The following is a 16,784-nucleotide window of genomic DNA, read 5'->3' as shown; positions in this document are numbered from 1 at the left end:
CATGCCTCCCGTCTTCGCCCACGGCCGTCTGCGCCTCTACCTGCTCAAGCTGCTCGACGAGGCCCCGCGCCACGGCTACGAGGTGATCAGGCTGCTGGAGGAGCGCTTCCAGGGCCTGTACGCCCCCTCGGCGGGCACGGTGTATCCGCGGCTGGCCAAGCTCGAGGCCGAGGGCCTGGTCACGCACACCACCGAGGGCGGCCGCAAGGTGTACGCGATCACGGACGCGGGCCGCGCCGAACTGGCCGACCGCAGTGGTGAACTGGCCGACCTGGAGCTGGAGATCCGCGAGTCCGTCGCCGAGCTCGCCGCGGAGATCCGCGCCGATGTGCGCGGCGCCGCCGGCGATCTGCGGCGCGAGATGCGCGCGGCGGCGTCCCAGGCCCGGGAGGGCACCGGGGAACACGGAGAGCACGGCGAGCACGGCAAGGCCGACGACAAGGAGGCCTGGCAGGCCGCCAAGGAGGAGATGCGGCGCGTCAAGCAGGAGTGGAAGGAGCAGGCACGGCGCGCGAAGGAGGAGAGCCGCAGGGCGCGCGACGAGGCCCAGCGGGCCCGGCGGCAGGCCAAGGAGGCTCAGGAGCGGGCGCGGACCCAGGCGCAGGAGGAGTTGCAGCGCATCGCCAAGCGGGTCCAGGAGCAGGTGCAGGACCACTTCAACCGGGGCGACTGGCCCACGGGGGTACGCGAGGGCCTGACCGAACTCGCCAAGGAGTTCGGCGACTTCGGCAAGGACTACGTCGGCCGCACCACGGCCCGCCCCGAGTACTCCACGACCCCGGAGGACTTCCCGGCCGACTACGAACCGGCCTGGGCGCACGAGGACCTCACCGGCGACCCGGCCCGCGACCTGGACCGTCTCCTGGACCGCTTCCGCGACGACATCCGCGACACGGCCCGGGACAACGGCATCACCGCCGACCAGCTCCGTGAGGCCCGCCGTCATCTGTCCACGGCGGCGGCCCACATCGCCTCGCTCCTGCACCGCCCGAAGGTCTGACGGCCGCCCGCCGGCCCACTCGGGCGGCCGCCCCTCGACTCAACCGGCCGCCCGCGCCTGTCCCCCGCCGTACAGCACGCGGGTCACCGACTCGTAGGTCACGCCGTGGTCGGCGAGGGCCTCGGCGGGCACGCCCGAGCGGACGGTCAGGGCGAGGAGGATGTGCTCGTCGCCGATGTGCCGGTCACGGTGGGCCACCGCCGAGCGCAGGGCCTTCTCAAGGGTGTCCTTGGCGCTCCGGCCGAAGGTGCGGCGGCCCGGCCAGGCACCGTTGCCCTGCCGATCGCCGGACATCGCCCCGACGCCGTGCGCCTCCTCCACCCGGGAGACGATCTCGGAGACGTCGATGCCCAGGCCCGCGAGGGCGTCGGTGTCGGCCCGGGACAGGCCGGCGCGCCGCCGCGCGTCGTGCAGTGCCTGCCGCACGGGCTCGCCGCGCTCGTCGAGCCCCAGCGCCGCCAGCGCGAAGGACCCACGGCTGCCCTCGCGGTCGAGAAGGGCGAGCAGCAGGTGCTCGGCGTCCACGGTCTGCGCTCCCGCGTCCTCGGCGTACTCCACCGCACCCCGCACCACGGCCCGGGCGTCCTTCGTGAACCGTTCGAACATCACTGCCTCCCGTACTTCTTGTGCACGGCCTGCCTGCTCACTCCGAGCTCGGCGGCGATCTCCTGCCACGACCAGCCCTGGTTGCGCGCACTGCGCACCTGTACCGCCTCCAGCTGCTCGAGCAGCCGACGCAGCGCGGCGACGGCCCGCAGCCCGACTCGGGGATCGCGGTCGCCTGCGCGCTCGGCGAGATCCGTTGCTTCGGTCATGCTGTCAACCTACATTGACACCTCGAGGGTCGTCAACCATGGTTGACACATCCGGGGGGCGGAGACGCCCGGGTGCAGGCAGACGAACGGCGGGCCCGGAAGATGCCCGGACCCGCCGTTCGGAGAACAGGTGGCGGGAGTCAGGAGTTGGTGAGCACGACCTTGCCGAAGTGGCCGCCCGACTCCAGCCGTTCGAAGCCCTCGCGGGCCCGGTCGAGCGGCAGCACCTCGTCGATGACGGGACGGACCCCGGTGGCGGCGCAGAAGGACAGCAGGTCCTCCAGTTCGTCCTTGGTGCCCATGGTCGAGCCGACGACCTTCAGCTCCAGGAAGAAGATGCGCGTCAGCTCGGCGTGGGACGGCCGGTCGCCGCTCGTGGCCCCGGAGATGACGATCGTGCCGCCGGGCCGCAGCGACTTGACCGAGTGCGACCAGGTGGCCGCGCCGACGGTCTCGATCACCGCGTCCACCCGCTGCGGCAGCCGCGCCCCCGGCTCCAGCGCCTCCACGGCGCCCAGCTCCACCGCGCGCCTGCGCTTGGCCTCGTCCCGGCTGGTGGCGAACACCCGCAGCCCGGCCGCCTTGCCGAGCACGATCGCGGCCGTGGCGACACCGCCGCCGGCGCCCTGGACGAGTACGGAGTCGCCGGGACGCACGCCGGCGTTGGTGAAGAGCATGCGGTACGCCGTGAGCCAGGCCGTGGGCAGGCAGGCGGCCTCCTCGAAGGAGAGCTCCTTGGGCTTGGGCAGGACGTTCCAGGTCGGCACGGCCACCTGTTCGGCGAAGGTGCCCTGGTAGCGCTCGGTGAGGATGGACCGGGGCTCCCCGGGCCCGACCCCGTACCCGCTCTGTCCGATCACGGAGTGCAGGACGACCTCGTTGCCGTCCGCGTCGACGCCGGCGGCGTCGCAGCCGAGGATCATGGGGAGCTTGTCCTCGGACAGCCCCACCCCCCTCAGCGACCAGAGGTCGTGGTGGTTCAGTGAGGCGGCCCTGACGTTGACCGTGCTCCAGCCGGGTCGGGTCTCGGGGGCGGGGCGCTCCCCCGACTCCAGGCCGCTCAGCGGCTGGTCGCGGTCGATTCGGGCGGCGTAGACAGCGAACATGACCTTGACCCTAGGGGTGCGCCCCGGCCGGCGGAACCACGCACCTCTGTGACCCTCACCCTCTTGCCAGGCAGGAGAGCGCCGGGCAGGAGGACAAGAGAAAACGGCCCCGCCCTCGGGGGACGGGGCCGTTCGGGCCTGCTCAGCGACGCGCCACACCCTCGGCACGCGCCGCGGCGGCCACCGCCGCGGTCACGGCCGGGGCCACCCGCTCGTCGAACGGCGAGGGGATCACGTAGTCCGCGGCGAGGTCGTCCCCGACGACCCCGGCCAGCGCCTCGGCCGCCGCGATCTTCATTCCCTCGGTGATCCGGGACGCCCGCACCTGGAGCGCGCCCGCGAAGATGCCGGGGAAGGCCAGAACGTTGTTGATCTGGTTGGGGAAGTCCGAGCGCCCGGTCGCCACGACCGCCGCGTACTTGTGCGCGACCTCGGGGTGCACCTCGGGGGTCGGGTTGGCCATGGCGAACACGAAGGCGCCCTCGGCCATCGACGCCACGGCCTCCTCCGGCACCGTGCCGCCGGAGACGCCGATGAAGACGTCGGCGCCGGCCAGCGCGTCCTCCAGGGAACCGCTGATCCCGGCCTTGTTGGTGAACTCGGCCACCTCGCGCTTGACCTGCGTCAGGTCCGTACGGTCGGCCGACACCACGCCCTTGCGGTCGGCGACCGCGACATCGCCGATACCGGCCTCGATCAGCATCTTGGCGATGGCCACACCGGCCGCGCCCGCGCCCGAGATGACGGCCCGCAGGTCCCCGATCGCCCGCCCGCTCAGCCGGGCCGCGTTGCGCAGCGCCGCGAGGGTCACGACCGCCGTGCCGTGCTGGTCGTCGTGGAAGACCGGGATGTCCAGACGCTCCTGGAGCCTGCGCTCGATCTCGAAGCACCGGGGGGCCGAGATGTCCTCCAGGTTCACGCCGCCGAAGGACGGCGCGAGGCGCACCACGGTCTCGACGATCTCGTCGACCTCGGTGCAGTTCAGCGCGATCGGCACCGCGTCCACGCCGCCGAACTGCTTGAACAGGATCGCCTTGCCCTCCATCACCGGGAGGGAGGCTTCGGGGCCGATGTCACCGAGCCCCAGTACGGCCGTGCCGTCGGTCACGACGGCGACCACGGACGACTTCCACGTGTAGTCGTGGACCAGCTCGGGCTGCTCCGCGATGGCCGAGCACACGCGCGCGACGCCGGGCGTGTACGCCAGGGACAGGTCGTCCTTGTCGCGGACGGGCACGGTGGCCTGCACGGCCATCTTGCCGCCGCGGTGCAGCGCGAAGGCCGGATCGAAGGAATCGAGCGGCTCTGCCCCGCCGTCCTGATCCGTACCGCTGTCGCTGCGAGGATTGACGATCTCCGCTGCCACTTCGTTTTACCCCTTAAGTGTTCATGGTTTGAGGGTTGCCGCTCCTGGTGAGGAGCGGGCGGGACCGCGCACGGACCGTGAGTGATGCCTTCGGTCCCCTGCGCGACGAGCGCGCCGCACACGCGCTCTGAGCCCCGGATGAGGGGTGTAAAGAACCTTCTTACCGGACGACCGGCGTCAACGACGAGTCCATAACGCCAAGGTCACATGACGGAGGCGCGGCACTTGGCCCAATATGGGGACAACTCGCCGTCGAATGCCCGACAAAGCCGCAACCGCACTCAAACATCATGCCCCAGCAGACCGCATCCTGAGACGGGCCGGAGATCTTCCGGCCGAAAGAAGGCATTCCCGCAGATGGTCCGGCTTTGCCGAAGCCGCTCCGCGCGGTTCGGGGGTCACCCGTTATCCGATTTTGACATGGCGACTCCCCTGAATGGCGCAGCCCGAATGGCAAGATGCGGTCAATCACACGAGGTCGCAACACCCGAAGGTGTGTGTTCTCGTCGCCCCGTCGGCAGCTCCATCCATCAGCCGGAGGAACCACAATGACCGCACGCTCCACCCGTCGTACGACCGCCGCGCACTCCCGGCTAGCTGCGGTCGGTGCGATCGTGGTCACCGGCGCCCTGATCCTCACCGGCTGCGGTGACCAGACGAAGGACAAGAAGGAGTCCTCGGGCAGCGGCTCGGCGAACGCGGCCCCGCTGGCCGACAAGCTCCCGGCCCAGATCCGCGACAAGGGCGTCATCAGGGTCGGCTCCGACATCGCCTACGCACCGGTCGAGTTCAAGGACAACACGGGCAAGGTCGTCGGCATCGACCCGGACCTCGCGGCCGCGATGAGCAAGCAGCTCGGCGTGACCTTCAAGTTCGAGAACGGCACCTTCGACGCCCTGCTCACCGGTCTGCGGTCCGACCGCTACGACATCGCGATGTCGGCGATGACGGACAACAAGAGCCGTCAGGAGGGCATCGACCCCACCACGAACAAGAAGGTCGGCGAGGGCGTCGACTTCGTCGACTACCTGACCGCCGGTGTCTCGATCTACACCCGCAAGGGCGACACCAGGGGCATCACCACCTGGGCCGACCTGTGCGGCAAGAAGCTCGCCGTGCAGCGCGGCACCGTCTCCGAGGACCTCGCCAAGGCCGAGGCGAAGAAGTGCCCGGGCGGCAAGACGATCTCCATGCAGGCCTTCGACGACAACCAGCAGGCCGAGACCCGCCTGCGCTCCGGTGGCGCCGACGCGGTCTCCGCCGACTTCCCGGTCGCCGCGTACGCGGTCAAGACCTCCGGCGGCGGCAAGGACTTCGAGCTGGTCGGCGAGCAGGTCGATGCGGCCCCGTACGGCATCGCGGTCGGCAAGAGCAGCACCCAGCTGCGCGACGCGCTGCAGGCCGCACTGAACGCGATCATCCAGAACGGCGAGTACCAGAAGATCCTGGAGAAGTGGGGCGCTCAGGACGGTGCCGTCAAGGAGTCCGTCATCAACGGCGGCAAGTGACCGCCTCCGAGCGGCCGCTGAGAGGCAATACCCGTGACTGCTGACATCGACAAGACGGCGGGGCCCAAGGACACACCCCCGGCCGGATCACAGGCCATCAGGGCCATCCCGGTCCGGCACTACGGGCGGTACGTCACCGCCGTCGTCGCCATCGCCATCCTCGTCGCGATCATCTACGCGTTCGGCCAGGGCAAGATCAACTGGCACGCGATTCCGGACTACTTCTTCGACGACCGGATCATGACCGGCGTCGGCAAGACCCTCCTGCTGACGGTCCTGTCGATGCTGATCGGCATCGTCGGCGGCATCATCCTGGCGGTGATGCGCCTGTCGAAGAACCCGGTGACCTCGGCCATCGCCTGGTTCTACATCTGGTTCTTCCGCGGCACGCCGGTCCTGGTCCAGCTGTTCCTGTGGTTCAACCTGGGGCTGGTGTTCGACTACATCAACCTCATGCCGCTCTACAAGGACTCCTGGTCGAACTTCATGACGCCGATGCTGACGGCGCTGCTCGGCCTCGGTCTGAACGAGGCGGCGTACATGGCGGAGATCTGCCGCGCCGGTCTGCTCGCCGTCGACGAGGGCCAGACCGAGGCCGCCCACGCGCTGGGCATGAGCCACGGCAAGACCCTGCGCCGGATCGTCATTCCGCAGGCCATGCGGGTGATCGTGCCGCCGACCGGCAACGAGGTCATCAACATGCTCAAGACGACGTCGCTCGTGGCGGCCGTCCAGTATCCGGAGCTGTTCCGCTACGCCCAGGACATCGGCCAGGTCTCCGGCGCCCCGGTGGAGATGTACTTCCTCGCCGCCGCCTGGTACCTGATCATGACCTCGGTGCTGAGCGTGGGCCAGTACTACATCGAGCGGTACTACGCCCGCGGCTCCAGCCGCAGCCTGCCGGCGACGCCGTGGCAGAAGGTCAGGGCGCACCTGACGTCCTTCTCCAGCAGGAAGGTCACGGCATGACCGACAAGCTCACCGAGCAGGACACCACCGTGCGCGACTCCGGCGTCGCGATGGTGAAGGCCGAGGGCGTCCACAAGTCCTTCGGCCAGCTGGAGGTGCTCAAGGGCATCGACCTGGAGGTCAGGCCCGGCGAGGTGTTCTGCCTCATCGGCCCCTCCGGCTCCGGCAAGTCGACGTTCCTGCGCTGCATCAACCACCTGGAGAAGATCAACGCGGGGCGGCTGTACGTCGACGGCGAGCTCGTCGGCTACCGCCAGCAGGGCGACAAGCTGTACGAGCTGCGCGACCGCGAGGTCGCCCTGAAGCGCCGGGACATCGGCATGGTCTTCCAGCGCTTCAACCTGTTCCCGCACATGACCGCGCTGGAGAACGTCATCGAGGCGCCGGTCCAGGTCAAGGGCGTGAACAAGGGCGAGGCCAGGGACCGCGCCGTGCAGCTGCTGGAGCGCGTGGGCCTGGCCGACCGTGCGGGGCACTACCCCTCGCAGCTCTCCGGCGGCCAGCAGCAGCGGGTGGCGATCGCCCGCGCCCTGGCCATGGACCCCAAGCTCATGCTGTTCGACGAGCCGACCTCGGCGCTCGACCCGGAGCTGGTCGGTGACGTCCTCGACGTCATGCGCGACCTCGCCGAGTCCGGCATGACGATGGTCGTCGTCACCCACGAGATGGGCTTCGCCCGCGAGGTGGGCGACAGCCTGGTCTTCATGGACGAGGGCGTGGTGGTGGAATCCGGCCATCCGCGCGAGGTCCTGACGAACCCGCAGCACGAGCGCACGCAGTCGTTCCTGTCGAAGGTGCTGTAGCAGGACGCGAACGACGGCGGACGAGGACGGACGAGGGGCGGTACGGGAGGGATCCCGTACCGCCCCTCCCGTGTGCGGTGCGCGCGAGTCCTACTTGAGGGCGAGCAGCAGCGTGTCCGACGGCGAGCACCACACCGGGCGGGCCTCCGTGAAGCCCTGGTCGCGCAGTACGCGCGCGTGCCAGGCGGCGGACGGCATGTCCCCGTCGGCGTGCTCGCCGTAGATCTCGTAGCGGCGGGCCGTCGGTTCGGCCAGCACCGGGTCCTTGGCGGCCAACTGCCACCACTCGGCCCAGTCCAGGGCGCCGGCCCGCTTGGCCTGTTCCATGCGCGCGTGCCGCTGGGCGCGTTCGGCCGCGTTGATCCTGGGGGTGGTCTCGTCGATCATGTGGTCCGCGTTCATGAAGACACCACCGTCGCGGACGAGTTCCGCGACCCGGCCGTAGAGGGCGGCGAGAGGTTCGCTGTGCAGCCAGTGCAGGGCCGTGGCGGTCAGGACGGCGTCGTAGGAGTCGTACGGCAGCTTCGCCGGCCAGTCGGGGGCCTTGAGGTCCGCGGTCACGAAGGAGACCCGCTCGTCGCCGTCGAAGGTGCCGCGCGCGATGGCGAGCAGCGCCGGGTCGAGGTCGACGCCGGTGCTGGTGGCCCCGGGGAAGCGGGCGAGCAGCCGGGCGGTGATGCTGCCGGTGCCGCAGGCGAGGTCCAGGACACGCGGAGCGGTGCCGACGAGCGCCTCGACCATGTCGAGCATGATGCGGAAGCGTTCCTCGCGGTCGGGCATGTACCACTCCTGCTGGCGGTCCCAGCTCTCCTGCCAGGCGGCCCAGTCGGCCCCCTCCGCGGTGATGCCCGTCCTCGTGTCCGTCATCGCAGCCCTCCCTGCCCACGTCACGTAATACCCTTGAAGGCCAGCCGTCTGTTACCCGACCGTCCCCCGACCATAGAGCGCCTCCGTAAGGACTACAAGTGGAACTGGCCTATTACTCGGATTACGCCGTACGGCTCGTCAACAGCGAGGAACCGGCCCGGGGCAAGGACACTCTGACCTCGGTCGACGCGGTCCGGGACCTGTTCGGCGCCAACGCCTCCGCGGCCCGTCGGGCCACCGACGCCGATGTCACGCGCTTCCGCTCGGTGCGGGCCCGGCTGCGCTCGGTCTTCGAAGCGGCCGACCAGGGCGACGAGACGCTCGCGGTGGCCCTGCTGAACTCCCTGCTGCTGGAGTTCCCCGTGAGCCCGCAGATCTCGGGACACGACCACCGCGACGACGACGGCCGCCCGCTGTGGCACATGCACCTGGCGGACCACCCGTCCAACGCGACCGCCGGCTACGCGGCGATAGCGGCGATGGGGCTGGCCTTCCACCTCACGGAGTACGGCGTCGACCGCCTCGGCCTGTGCGAGGCCGCGCCGTGCCGCAACGCCTACCTGGACACCTCCACCAACCGTTCGCGCCGCTACTGCTCCGACCGCTGCGCGACCCGCGCGAACGTCGCCGCCTACCGGGCCCGCAAGCGCCTGGAGGCCGACCGGTCGGTGAACACGGGCCGGGCCGCCGACAGCGCCCAGCGCACCAGCGCCAGCGGCGAGCGCTGAGCGCGTCCGCGCGGCCGGTAGCGGAACCGCACCTTGCCCAGAACCAGGTCCTCGGGCACGGTCCCGTAGTCGGTGCTGTCCCCGCCCGCGTACGCGTTGTCGCCCAGCACCCACCAGCCGCTGTCGCGCCGCTCCGAGGCGCGCTTGACGACCAGCAGGTCCTGCTGGAACGGATGCCGCAGGACCACCACGTCACCGGGCCGGATCAGGGCGCCGTACTGCACCACGAGCCGGTCCCCGTGGTGCAGCGTGGGCACCATGGACGGCCCGGTCACCTCGGCCAGCCCGAAGGGCAGTACGGCGCCCCTGCGCTCGGTCTCCTGCGACAGCTCCGGCATCCCCGGCACCTCCCCGGTCACGTTCCTCCACCAGTCTCAGTCTCACCCCGGACTTTTGTCCTAAGCCCTAGGGGGCACTCGCGAAAACACGCCTGGCAGGGAGTAATGTCCCACCTGAGAAGACGATCACGAGGAAGGATGGCTCCATGCTTTCCCGCCTGTTTGCCCCCAAGGTCAAGGTCAGCGCGCACTGTGACCTTCCCTGCGGTGTGTACGACCCGGCCCAGGCCCGCATCGAGGCGGAGTCGGTGAAGGCCGTCCAGGAGAAGATGGCCGCGAACGACGACCCGCACTTCCAGGCGCGCGCCACCGTCATCAAGGAGCAGCGCGCCGAGCTGGCCAAGCACCACGTCTCCGTGCTGTGGAGCGACTACTTCAAGCCCCCGCACTTCGAGAAGTACCCGGAGCTCCACCAGCTGGTCAACGACACGCTGAAGGCCCTCTCCGCCGCCAAGGCCTCGACCGACCCGGCCACGGGCCAGAAGGCGCTGGACTACATCGCCCAGATCGACAAGATCTTCTGGGAGACCAAGAAGGCCTGACCTTCGATCACGTTTTCCGACCCGCGGTCTCCTTGACCGCACGGTCCCCAGGCCCGCACCCGGCCCGCAGAAACGCCGCACACGGCGTCCACGCGGCCCGGGTGCGGTCTTTTTCTCCCGCCCACGTGGCCGGTGGCCGGCGTGGCATGCTGGCAAAGTGACGCCCGAGGACCTGGTGCGGCTGCGGCGGGCCCGTGACCGTATGGACCGTGAGTATGCCGAGCCGCTGGACGTGGCCGCGCTCGCGCGGACCGCGCTGATGTCGCCGGGACACTTCCAGCGCAGTTTCCGGGCCGAGTACGGGGAGACGCCGTACGGGTATCTGATGACGCGGCGCATCGAGCGGGCGAAGGCGCTGCTCAGGCGGGGGGACATGAGCGTGACGGAGGTGTGCCTGGCGGTGGGCTGTACGTCGCTGGGATCCTTCAGCTCGCGGTTCACCGAACTCGTCGGCGAGACCCCGAGCGCCTACCGGGCGCGGTCGCACGACGACAGCGCCGTGATCCCGGCCTGCGTGGCCCGGACCTTCACCCGGCCCAGGAGGGCGGGACCGCCGCCCGCGCCCTAGCGTGAAGGCATGGACCTCAAACTGCGCCAGTGCTTCATCGCCGTCGACGACCACGACAAGGCGCTCACCTTCTACCGCGACGTGCTGGGGCTGGAAGTCCGCAACGACGTCGGTTTCGAGGGGATGCGGTGGGTCACCGTGGGGTCGCCGCTGCAACCGGACGTGGAGATCGTCCTGGAGCCGCCCGCGGCGAATCCGGACGCCTCCCCCGCCGACCGGGAGGCCATTGCCCGGCTGCTGGCCAAGGGCATGCTGCGCGGGGTCATCTTCACCACCGCCGACTGCGACGCCCTCTTCGCCCGCGTCCAGGAGTACGGCGCCGACGTCGTCCAGGAGCCGATGGACCAGCCGTACGGGGTGCGCGACTGCGCCTTCCGCGATCCGGCCGGGAACATGCTGCGCTTCCTGGAGCGGTCGGAGGGCGAGCGGTCCTGAGTCCGGCGGGTCCGCGGGGTCAGGGCCTGTCCCGGCCGGTGACGGGTTCGCGCCACATCGGCCACATCCGGGGACCGTCCGGGATGTCGAGGGTGCGGTCGGCGTAGGTGAAGCCCAGGCGTTCGTAGAGCTTCGTGCTGCGCTCGCTGCTGGCCTCCAGATAGGCGGGCAGGCCCTCGCGGTCGCAGCGGTCGAGGACGTGCCGGACGAGGGCGCTGCCCAGGCCCTCCCCCTGGCGGGCCGGTGCGACGCCGATCATCCACAGGTACTCGTGGGCACGGTCCGCCGGATGCGACTCGGCCATCAGCCGGGCGATCTCCTCGACCCGCGCGTTCGCCGGGTCGACGCTCTCGCGCAGCCGCACGGCGTCGGCGGCCTCCTCCCCGCCGTCCCCACCGTCCGGACCGTCGGCCGCCGGCATCGACAGCCACAGCGCGCACGCCGTGCCGTCCTCGGTCACGTCGATCCGGCCCTCGGCGAGCACGATGTCGGTGAAGGCGGCCATCAGCCGGTGGTGGGTCGTCCGGCGGTACTCCCGCTCCGGAAAGACCCAGCCGCTCACCGGGTCGTCCTGGAAGGCCTCGTCCAGCAGCCGCACGACCAGTTCCCGGTCGTCTTCCCCCGCCGCCCGGATCCCCACGCCCATCTTCCGCCCTCTCGGATCAAGTCCCGTTTGATTCACGGGAGTTGAGCCTAAGCGAATGCGGCGGGCCCCGCACACCGTGGGGCAGTACGGGACCCGACGCACCGGAGCCGCCGGCGGCCGTACGGGGTCAGGAGCCGTACGGCCCCGGTGGCTCCGGGGTCTTTCCCGGCAAGGTCAGCTGGTGCGTCTGGTCACGAACTCCGCCAGGGCCAGCAGGCCGCCCGCGTTCGCCGGATCCGGTACGGCGCGGGCCAGGTCGTCCACGGCCCGGGCCATCCGGTCGGCCGCCTGGGCCTGCGCCCAGTCCCGGCCACCGGCCCGCTCCACCACCAGCGTCATACGCTCCTCCTCCCCCTCCTGGTGGGGCCGGGCGTACAGCTCGGCCAGTTCGGCCGCGGCCGGGGTGCCGGAGGTCAGCGCCGCGACCACCGGCAGGGACTTCTTGCGGGCGGCGAGGTCGGCGCCGGCCGGTTTCCCGGTGCGGGCCGGATCGCCCCATATGCCGATCACGTCGTCGATCAGCTGGAAGGCGAGCCCCGCCTGCCGGCCGAAGGCGTCCAGCGCCCCGACCTCCTCCTCGCCCGCTCCCGCGTACAGGGCACCCACGGCACAGGCGCAGCCGAGCAGCGCGCCCGTCTTGGCCTCGGCCATGACGAGCACCTCGGCGAGCGTGACCTCGCCGGGGGCACGCCGTTCCAGGGCGGTGTCCGCCCGCTGGCCCTCGCACAGTTCGACGACGCAGGCCGCGAGCCGGGCGGCGGCGGCCGGTGACGCCGGATGCGGGTTCTCGGCGAGCAGCCCCAGGGCCAGCGCCTGGAGCGCGTCCCCGGCGAGGATCGCGTCGTTCTCGCCGAACACCGTCCACGCCGTGGGCCGGTGCCGTCGGGTGGCGTCCCGGTCCATCACGTCGTCGTGCAGCAACGTGAAGTTGTGGACCAGCTCCACCGCTGCCGCGGCCCGCGCCGCCACCGCCCGCGCGTACGGCCCGCCGAGCGCGGTGGCCGCCGTGAGGACCAGTGCCGGACGGATGGCCTTGCCCCCGTTGCCCGCGGCCGGGCTGCCGTCCGCGTGCTCCCAGCCGAAGTGGTAGCGCGCGATCCGGCGCATCGAGGCGGGCAGGGAGGCGACGGCCGCCCGCAGTTCGGGCTCGACCGACGCCCGGGACCGTTCGAGGATCACCGCCGCGTCGTACCCGTCGTGCCCGTCGAGCGCTGCCGGTCCGCCCGTGCCACCGCCGGCGGCGGGTCGGGGAAGGGTCTCGGCGGAGCCGGGTCCCGTCGGCCACTTGGCCCCGGCGGGCCGGGGCACGCCGGTCGGGCGCCGCGTCGTCTCCGTCATGAACTCAACCATCCGATCCACATCCGATCCCCCGCGAAGAGACCGCGGACGGTGGCGCTTCCCGCAGCCGGAACTGGGCACGTACCCCCCGGGTGTACCCGGCCCGGCGGGCCGGGACACCGGGAGCCGGCGCGCGTGGTCAGCGCCAACGGCCGACCTCGATGTCCTCCAGGACGCCCAGCGCGTCCGGCACCAGCACCGCCGCCGAGTAGTAGGCCGTCACCAGGTACTTGATGACCGCCTGCTCGTTGATGCCCATGAACCGCACGGACAGGCTCGGCTCGATCTCGTCGGGGATGCCCTTCGCGCGCAGCCCGATGACACCCTGGTCGTCCTCGCCGGTCCGCAGGGCGATGATCGAGCTGGTCCGCGCCTCGGTGACCGGGATCTTGTTGCACGGGAAGATCGGCACGCCGCGCCAGGTGGGGATGCGGTTGCCGCCCATGTCGATGGTCTCCGGGACCAGGCCCCGCTTGTTCAGCTCGCGGCCGAACGCGGCGATCGCGCGCGGATGGGCGAGGAACAGCTTGGTGCCGCGCCGCCGGCTGAGCAGCTCGTCCATGTCATCGGGGCTCGGCACGCCGTCGTGCGGGTGGATCCGCTGGTCGTACTCGCAGTTGTGGAGCAGGCCGAAGTCGCGGTTGTTGATCAGCTCGTGCTCCTGGCGCTCCTTCAACGCCTCGACGGTCAGCCGGAGTTGCTGCTCCGTCTGGTTCATCGGCTGGTTGTAGAGGTCGGCCACGCGCGAGTGCATGCGCAGAACGGTCTGCGCGATGCTCAGTTCGTACTCGCGGGGGCTGGCCTCGTAGTCGACGAAGGTGTGCGGGATGTCCGGCTCACCGCTGTGTCCGGCGGCGAGTTCGACCGCCTTCTCCCCGTACTTGTTGGCGCCCTGCTCGGGGATCGAGACCCGCTGCCGGAGGTGGGCGCGCAGCGATTCGGCGCGGTCGGCGACCTGTTCGAAGTCGTGGCGGGAGAGCACGAGGACGGTGCACGCGGTGTCCGCGCGGGCCGTGTACTCCCAGATGGCGTCCGGGTCGAGGAGCGACTGCTCACCGAAGTACGCGCCGTTGGCGAGGACGCCGAGGACCTGGTCGTCGCCGTAGGGGCCGGTGCCGACCTTCTGGACCCTGCCGTGCGCCAGCAGGTACACCTCCTCGGTCTGGTTGCCGAAGGAGGCGATCACCTGGCCCGCCTCGATCTCGCGCTGGCGGCAGCGCCGGGCGAGCTCCGAGAGCACTTCGTCGTCCTCGTAGCCCCGCAGCGCCGGCAGTTCGCCGAGTTCGGCCGGGATGACCTCGACGCGGTCGCCGGTCTTCACGAAGGTGATGCGGCCGTCGCCGACGGCGTAGGTGAGCCGCCGGTTCACCCGGTACGTGCCACCCTGCACGTCGACCCAGGGCAGCATGCGCAGCAGCCAGCGCGAGCTGATCTCCTGCATCTGGGGAACCGACTTGGTGGTGGTGGCCAGGTTCCGCGCGGCCGCGGTGCCGAGGCTCTGCTGCGGCCGGTCCTGCTCCGTGCGGACCTCTTCGCCTACCGACATAGAGAATTGCCTTCCCGCTCATGCCCGGCGCGCTCGGCGCCGTGCATCGATTTGCGTGCGTCAGCCTTCCAGCACGGAGCGTGGTCGTGCTATTACCCGAAAGAGCGGGAATGGATCACCGCCGCCCCGGGCAGAAATGGCGGATTCCCCTTCCGTGACCAGCGGATTCGCGGCTCCCCGGCGGCCGTGCCACCGCCCGGACCGGGCGGGGACAATGGCCGGGTGACCCGCTCCGCCGCCCCCGGCCTCGCCGCGCTGTCCCCCCGGCTGCCCTCGCCCCTCCAGGAGGTCGCCGACGACCGCTTCACCCGTCGCGGCCTTCGGCTGCTCCTCAAGCGCGACGACCTGATCCACCCGGAGCTGACCGGCAACAAGTGGCGCAAACTCGCCCCGAACCTGCGGGCCGCGGCCGGCCGGACGGTCGTGACCTTCGGCGGCGCCTACTCCAACCACCTGCGCGCGACGGCCGCCGCGGGCCGTCTGCTGGACCTGCCGACGGTCGGCGTGGTCCGCGGCCAGGAGCTGGCCGAGCGCCCGCTGAACCCCTCCCTGGCGCGTTGCGTGGCCGACGGGATGCGGCTGCACTTCGTCGACCGGTCGACGTACCGCCGCAAGGCCGAACCCGAGACGCTGGCGGCCCTGCTGCGCGCCGCGGGTGCCGAGGAGGCCCATGTGGTCCCCGAGGGCGGGAGCAACACCCTGGCGGTACACGGCTGCCGGGCCCTGGGCGAGGAACTGGGCGAGCACGCGGACGTCGTCGCCCTGGCCTGCGGCACCGGCGGCACCCTGGCCGGCCTGGCCGCCGGGCTCGCACCCGGCCGGCGCGCCCTGGGCATACCGGTCCTCAGGGGCGGCTTCCTGGCCGCGGATGTCGAGGCCCTCCAGGAGCGGGCCTTCGGCGCCCGCCAGGGCACGTGGTCGCTCGACGAGCGCTTCCACTTCGGCGGCTACGCCCGCGTCCCGGCCGAACTCGATGCGTTCGCCGAGGACTTCACCGTCCGGCACGGCGTACCCGTCGAGCGCCTCTACGTCGCCAAGATGCTGTACGGCCTGGTCACCCTGGCCGGCGAGGGCGCCTTCCCGCACGGGACGACGATCGCCGCGGTCGTCACGGGCAGGCCCTTCCCGGCGCCCGCCTGAGCCGCCCGTCAACCGGGCGCCGCTGCCCGTCCGTCACATCCGCACCCGCCCGAACCACCCCGCCATCACACCCGCACCCGGCACCGGGCACCCGCCTGAGCCGCCCGGGACCCTCGCGCCCCGACCCGGCACCCGGACCACCACCCGGCCTCTGGGAGGCCGCACCCCGTCCTCACCACACCCCCGGCGAGCCGGACGCCCCCCACGCGGCCTCTCGTCCCGGAGGCCCCGCCCGCCCCCTCACGCCGCCTCCCGGTAGGCGGCCGCCTCCTCCAGGTCCAGCCTGCGCAGCAGGATGCGCAGCATCTCGTCGTCGATGTAGCGGCCGTCCCGCAGGCGTACGAAGACCTCGCGCTCGGCGCTGATCACGTCCCGGGACAGCCGGCGGTAGGTGTCGTCGACCGACTCGCCGGTGACCGGGTTGACCTGGCCGAGCCGCTCCCAGACGGAGTTGCGGCGGCGCTCCAGGACCGCGCGGAGCCGGTCGGCGAGCGGCGGGGGCAGGGCGTTGCGCTCGTCGGCCAGGAGTTCGTCCAGGCGCCGCTCGGCGGCCAGGGACGCCTGCGCCTGCGCGTTCGCCTCGGCCAGGGTCTCCGCCCGTACGTCACGGCCGGGGAACTTCAGCACGCGGATCAGCGGCGGCAGCGTCAGTCCCTGCACGACCAGGGTCCCGATGACCGTCGTGAAGGTCAGGAACAGCAGCAGGTTGCGCTTCGGGAAGGGCGTGCCGTCGTGCAGCGTGACCGGGATCGAGAAGGCGATGGCCAGGGACACCACGCCCCGCATCCCGGCCCACGCGGTGACCATCGCGCCCCTCCAGGTGGGGTTCTCCTCGCGCTCCCGGACGCGCCGGGACAGCAGCCGGGGCAGGAACGCCGCCGGGTACACCCATACGAACCGGGCGACGACGACCACCAGGAAGACGGCGACCGCGTACCAGGCGGCCTCGAGCCCGGAGTACGCCCCGAGGCCCTTGAGCTTGAAATTAAACCTTCGGTGATCGTTCGGGGATCGAGTGGTTCACCCACATGGGAATCTGCCGGACATGACGACGACCTCCCTTTCACGC

Annotated in this window: 18 protein-coding genes and 1 pseudogene; 9 read left to right on the top strand and 10 right to left on the bottom strand. The window is 71.3% G+C overall.

Annotated features, from left to right (window positions below; genetic code table 11):
• Position 1 precedes the first annotated feature (1 nt).
• The gene (locus tag ACFY3J_RS30365; RefSeq protein ID WP_384171461.1) at positions 2 to 1,000 is read left to right on the top strand and encodes a helix-turn-helix transcriptional regulator; all 999 of its coding nucleotides are present in this window, start codon (positions 2 to 4) and stop codon (positions 998 to 1,000) included.
• A gap of 39 nt (positions 1,001 to 1,039) precedes the next feature.
• On the opposite strand, the gene ACFY3J_RS30360 is transcribed toward ACFY3J_RS30365, so the two are convergent.
• The 4 genes from ACFY3J_RS30360 to ACFY3J_RS30345 form a co-directional block, all read right to left on the bottom strand.
• On the bottom strand, positions 1,040 to 1,606 hold the full coding sequence (locus ACFY3J_RS30360) for a Clp protease N-terminal domain-containing protein (protein ID WP_384171464.1): 567 nt from the start codon (positions 1,604 to 1,606) through the stop codon (positions 1,040 to 1,042).
• Positions 1,606 to 1,815, bottom strand: a complete 210-nt coding sequence (locus ACFY3J_RS30355) for a helix-turn-helix domain-containing protein (protein WP_018571396.1) — start codon at positions 1,813 to 1,815, stop codon at positions 1,606 to 1,608. Before ACFY3J_RS30355 ends, ACFY3J_RS30360 begins: the two co-directional genes overlap by 1 nt.
• A 140-nt stretch (positions 1,816 to 1,955) precedes the next feature.
• Positions 1,956 to 2,921 (bottom strand): zinc-binding dehydrogenase, encoded by a 966-nt coding sequence (locus ACFY3J_RS30350; RefSeq protein WP_384171467.1) that lies wholly within the window; start codon positions 2,919 to 2,921, stop codon positions 1,956 to 1,958.
• A 142-nt stretch (positions 2,922 to 3,063) separates the two neighbouring features.
• Positions 3,064 to 4,287, bottom strand: a complete 1,224-nt coding sequence (locus ACFY3J_RS30345; RefSeq protein ID WP_390842148.1) for an NADP-dependent malic enzyme — start codon at positions 4,285 to 4,287, stop codon at positions 3,064 to 3,066.
• Between the two features lie 548 nt (positions 4,288 to 4,835).
• Between ACFY3J_RS30345 and ACFY3J_RS30340 the strand changes: the two genes are divergently transcribed.
• Genes ACFY3J_RS30340 through ACFY3J_RS30330 form a run of 3 tightly spaced genes read left to right on the top strand, consistent with a single transcriptional unit; the run spans position 4,836 to position 7,567 of the window.
• Positions 4,836 to 5,795 carry an ABC transporter substrate-binding protein gene (locus ACFY3J_RS30340; RefSeq protein WP_390842147.1) on the top strand — a complete coding sequence of 320 codons (960 nt, stop codon included), beginning with the start codon at positions 4,836 to 4,838 and terminating at the stop codon, positions 5,793 to 5,795.
• A gap of 33 nt (positions 5,796 to 5,828) precedes the next feature.
• Positions 5,829 to 6,764 carry an amino acid ABC transporter permease gene (locus ACFY3J_RS30335; RefSeq protein ID WP_384171476.1) on the top strand — a complete coding sequence of 312 codons (936 nt, stop codon included), beginning with the start codon at positions 5,829 to 5,831 and terminating at the stop codon, positions 6,762 to 6,764.
• A gap of 50 nt (positions 6,765 to 6,814) precedes the next feature.
• A complete protein-coding gene (locus ACFY3J_RS30330; RefSeq protein ID WP_384172585.1) occupies positions 6,815 to 7,567 on the top strand; it encodes an amino acid ABC transporter ATP-binding protein in 753 nt (250 codons plus the stop codon).
• A 90-nt stretch (positions 7,568 to 7,657) separates the two neighbouring features.
• Here the strand turns inward: ACFY3J_RS30330 and ACFY3J_RS30325 are convergent, their stop codons facing one another.
• Positions 7,658 to 8,434, bottom strand: a complete 777-nt coding sequence (locus tag ACFY3J_RS30325) for a class I SAM-dependent methyltransferase (RefSeq protein ID WP_390842146.1) — start codon at positions 8,432 to 8,434, stop codon at positions 7,658 to 7,660.
• Between the two features lie 98 nt (positions 8,435 to 8,532).
• Here ACFY3J_RS30325 and ACFY3J_RS30320 point away from each other — a divergent pair, with 98 nt between their 5' ends.
• Positions 8,533 to 9,162 (top strand): ABATE domain-containing protein, encoded by a 630-nt coding sequence (locus ACFY3J_RS30320; RefSeq protein ID WP_225075525.1) that lies wholly within the window; start codon positions 8,533 to 8,535, stop codon positions 9,160 to 9,162.
• On the opposite strand, the gene sodX is transcribed toward ACFY3J_RS30320, so the two are convergent.
• Positions 9,066 to 9,500, bottom strand: coding sequence for a nickel-type superoxide dismutase maturation protease (gene sodX, locus ACFY3J_RS30315; protein ID WP_384172587.1), 435 nt, complete (start codon positions 9,498 to 9,500; stop codon positions 9,066 to 9,068). The two genes, ACFY3J_RS30320 and sodX, sit on opposite strands and share 97 nt — an antisense overlap.
• Before the next feature lie 146 nt (positions 9,501 to 9,646).
• Between sodX and sodN the strand changes: the two genes are divergently transcribed.
• From sodN to ACFY3J_RS30300, 3 genes are all read left to right on the top strand, one after another.
• Positions 9,647 to 10,042: a superoxide dismutase, Ni gene (sodN, locus tag ACFY3J_RS30310; RefSeq protein ID WP_020136639.1), complete on the top strand. Its 396-nt coding sequence runs from the start codon at positions 9,647 to 9,649 to the stop codon at positions 10,040 to 10,042.
• A gap of 157 nt (positions 10,043 to 10,199) precedes the next feature.
• A complete protein-coding gene (locus ACFY3J_RS30305; RefSeq protein ID WP_384171483.1) occupies positions 10,200 to 10,610 on the top strand; it encodes a helix-turn-helix transcriptional regulator in 411 nt (136 codons plus the stop codon).
• 9 nt (positions 10,611 to 10,619) lie between these two features.
• On the top strand, positions 10,620 to 11,045 hold the full coding sequence (locus ACFY3J_RS30300) for a VOC family protein (protein ID WP_384171487.1): 426 nt from the start codon (positions 10,620 to 10,622) through the stop codon (positions 11,043 to 11,045).
• 19 nt (positions 11,046 to 11,064) lie between these two features.
• On the opposite strand, the gene ACFY3J_RS30295 is transcribed toward ACFY3J_RS30300, so the two are convergent.
• The 3 genes from ACFY3J_RS30295 to ACFY3J_RS30285 form a co-directional block, all read right to left on the bottom strand.
• Positions 11,065 to 11,691 (bottom strand): GNAT family N-acetyltransferase, encoded by a 627-nt coding sequence (locus ACFY3J_RS30295; protein WP_384171490.1) that lies wholly within the window; start codon positions 11,689 to 11,691, stop codon positions 11,065 to 11,067.
• A gap of 174 nt (positions 11,692 to 11,865) precedes the next feature.
• Positions 11,866 to 13,041 carry a family 2 encapsulin nanocompartment cargo protein polyprenyl transferase gene (locus ACFY3J_RS30290; protein WP_384171492.1) on the bottom strand — a complete coding sequence of 392 codons (1,176 nt, stop codon included), beginning with the start codon at positions 13,039 to 13,041 and terminating at the stop codon, positions 11,866 to 11,868.
• Positions 13,042 to 13,168: 127 nt separating this feature from the next.
• Positions 13,169 to 14,575: a family 2B encapsulin nanocompartment shell protein gene (locus tag ACFY3J_RS30285; protein ID WP_384171496.1), complete on the bottom strand. Its 1,407-nt coding sequence runs from the start codon at positions 14,573 to 14,575 to the stop codon at positions 13,169 to 13,171.
• A gap of 222 nt (positions 14,576 to 14,797) precedes the next feature.
• Here ACFY3J_RS30285 and ACFY3J_RS30280 point away from each other — a divergent pair, with 222 nt between their 5' ends.
• Positions 14,798 to 15,715: a 1-aminocyclopropane-1-carboxylate deaminase/D-cysteine desulfhydrase gene (locus tag ACFY3J_RS30280; RefSeq protein WP_384171499.1), complete on the top strand. Its 918-nt coding sequence runs from the start codon at positions 14,798 to 14,800 to the stop codon at positions 15,713 to 15,715.
• 240 nt (positions 15,716 to 15,955) lie between these two features.
• Here the strand turns inward: ACFY3J_RS30280 and ACFY3J_RS30275 are convergent.
• Positions 15,956 to 16,693: pseudogene (locus ACFY3J_RS30275) on the bottom strand (cation:proton antiporter); the annotation flags it as partial.
• Positions 16,694 to 16,784: the final 91 nt, after the last annotated feature.

This window comes from Streptomyces sp. NPDC001231 (genome assembly GCF_042896885.1).
Taxonomy (GTDB): domain Bacteria; phylum Actinomycetota; class Actinomycetes; order Streptomycetales; family Streptomycetaceae; genus Streptomyces.
The sequence above is the reverse complement of the archived record's forward strand: the minus strand, read 5'-3'. Positions and strand labels throughout refer to the sequence as shown.

What these genes read in the sequence shown, in the direction of transcription:
- sodX (WP_384172587.1), bottom strand. Translation starts at nt 9,500, where the DNA reads ATGCCGGAGCTGTCGCAGGAGACCGAGCGCAGGGGCGCCGTACTGCCC.
- ACFY3J_RS30360 (WP_384171464.1), bottom strand. Translation starts at nt 1,606, where the DNA reads ATGTTCGAACGGTTCACGAAGGACGCCCGGGCCGTGGTGCGGGGTGCG.
- ACFY3J_RS30330 (WP_384172585.1), top strand. Translation starts at nt 6,815, where the DNA reads ATGGTGAAGGCCGAGGGCGTCCACAAGTCCTTCGGCCAGCTGGAGGTG.
- ACFY3J_RS30365 (WP_384171461.1), top strand. Translation starts at nt 2, where the DNA reads ATGCCTCCCGTCTTCGCCCACGGCCGTCTGCGCCTCTACCTGCTCAAG.
- ACFY3J_RS30340 (WP_390842147.1), top strand. Translation starts at nt 4,836, where the DNA reads ATGACCGCACGCTCCACCCGTCGTACGACCGCCGCGCACTCCCGGCTA.
- ACFY3J_RS30350 (WP_384171467.1), bottom strand. Translation starts at nt 2,921, where the DNA reads ATGTTCGCTGTCTACGCCGCCCGAATCGACCGCGACCAGCCGCTGAGC.
- ACFY3J_RS30300 (WP_384171487.1), top strand. Translation starts at nt 10,620, where the DNA reads ATGGACCTCAAACTGCGCCAGTGCTTCATCGCCGTCGACGACCACGAC.
- ACFY3J_RS30355 (WP_018571396.1), bottom strand. Translation starts at nt 1,815, where the DNA reads ATGACCGAAGCAACGGATCTCGCCGAGCGCGCAGGCGACCGCGATCCC.
- ACFY3J_RS30285 (WP_384171496.1), bottom strand. Translation starts at nt 14,575, where the DNA reads ATGTCGGTAGGCGAAGAGGTCCGCACGGAGCAGGACCGGCCGCAGCAG.
- sodN (WP_020136639.1), top strand. Translation starts at nt 9,647, where the DNA reads ATGCTTTCCCGCCTGTTTGCCCCCAAGGTCAAGGTCAGCGCGCACTGT.
- ACFY3J_RS30295 (WP_384171490.1), bottom strand. Translation starts at nt 11,691, where the DNA reads ATGGGCGTGGGGATCCGGGCGGCGGGGGAAGACGACCGGGAACTGGTC.
- ACFY3J_RS30290 (WP_384171492.1), bottom strand. Translation starts at nt 13,041, where the DNA reads ATGGTTGAGTTCATGACGGAGACGACGCGGCGCCCGACCGGCGTGCCC.
- ACFY3J_RS30325 (WP_390842146.1), bottom strand. Translation starts at nt 8,434, where the DNA reads ATGACGGACACGAGGACGGGCATCACCGCGGAGGGGGCCGACTGGGCC.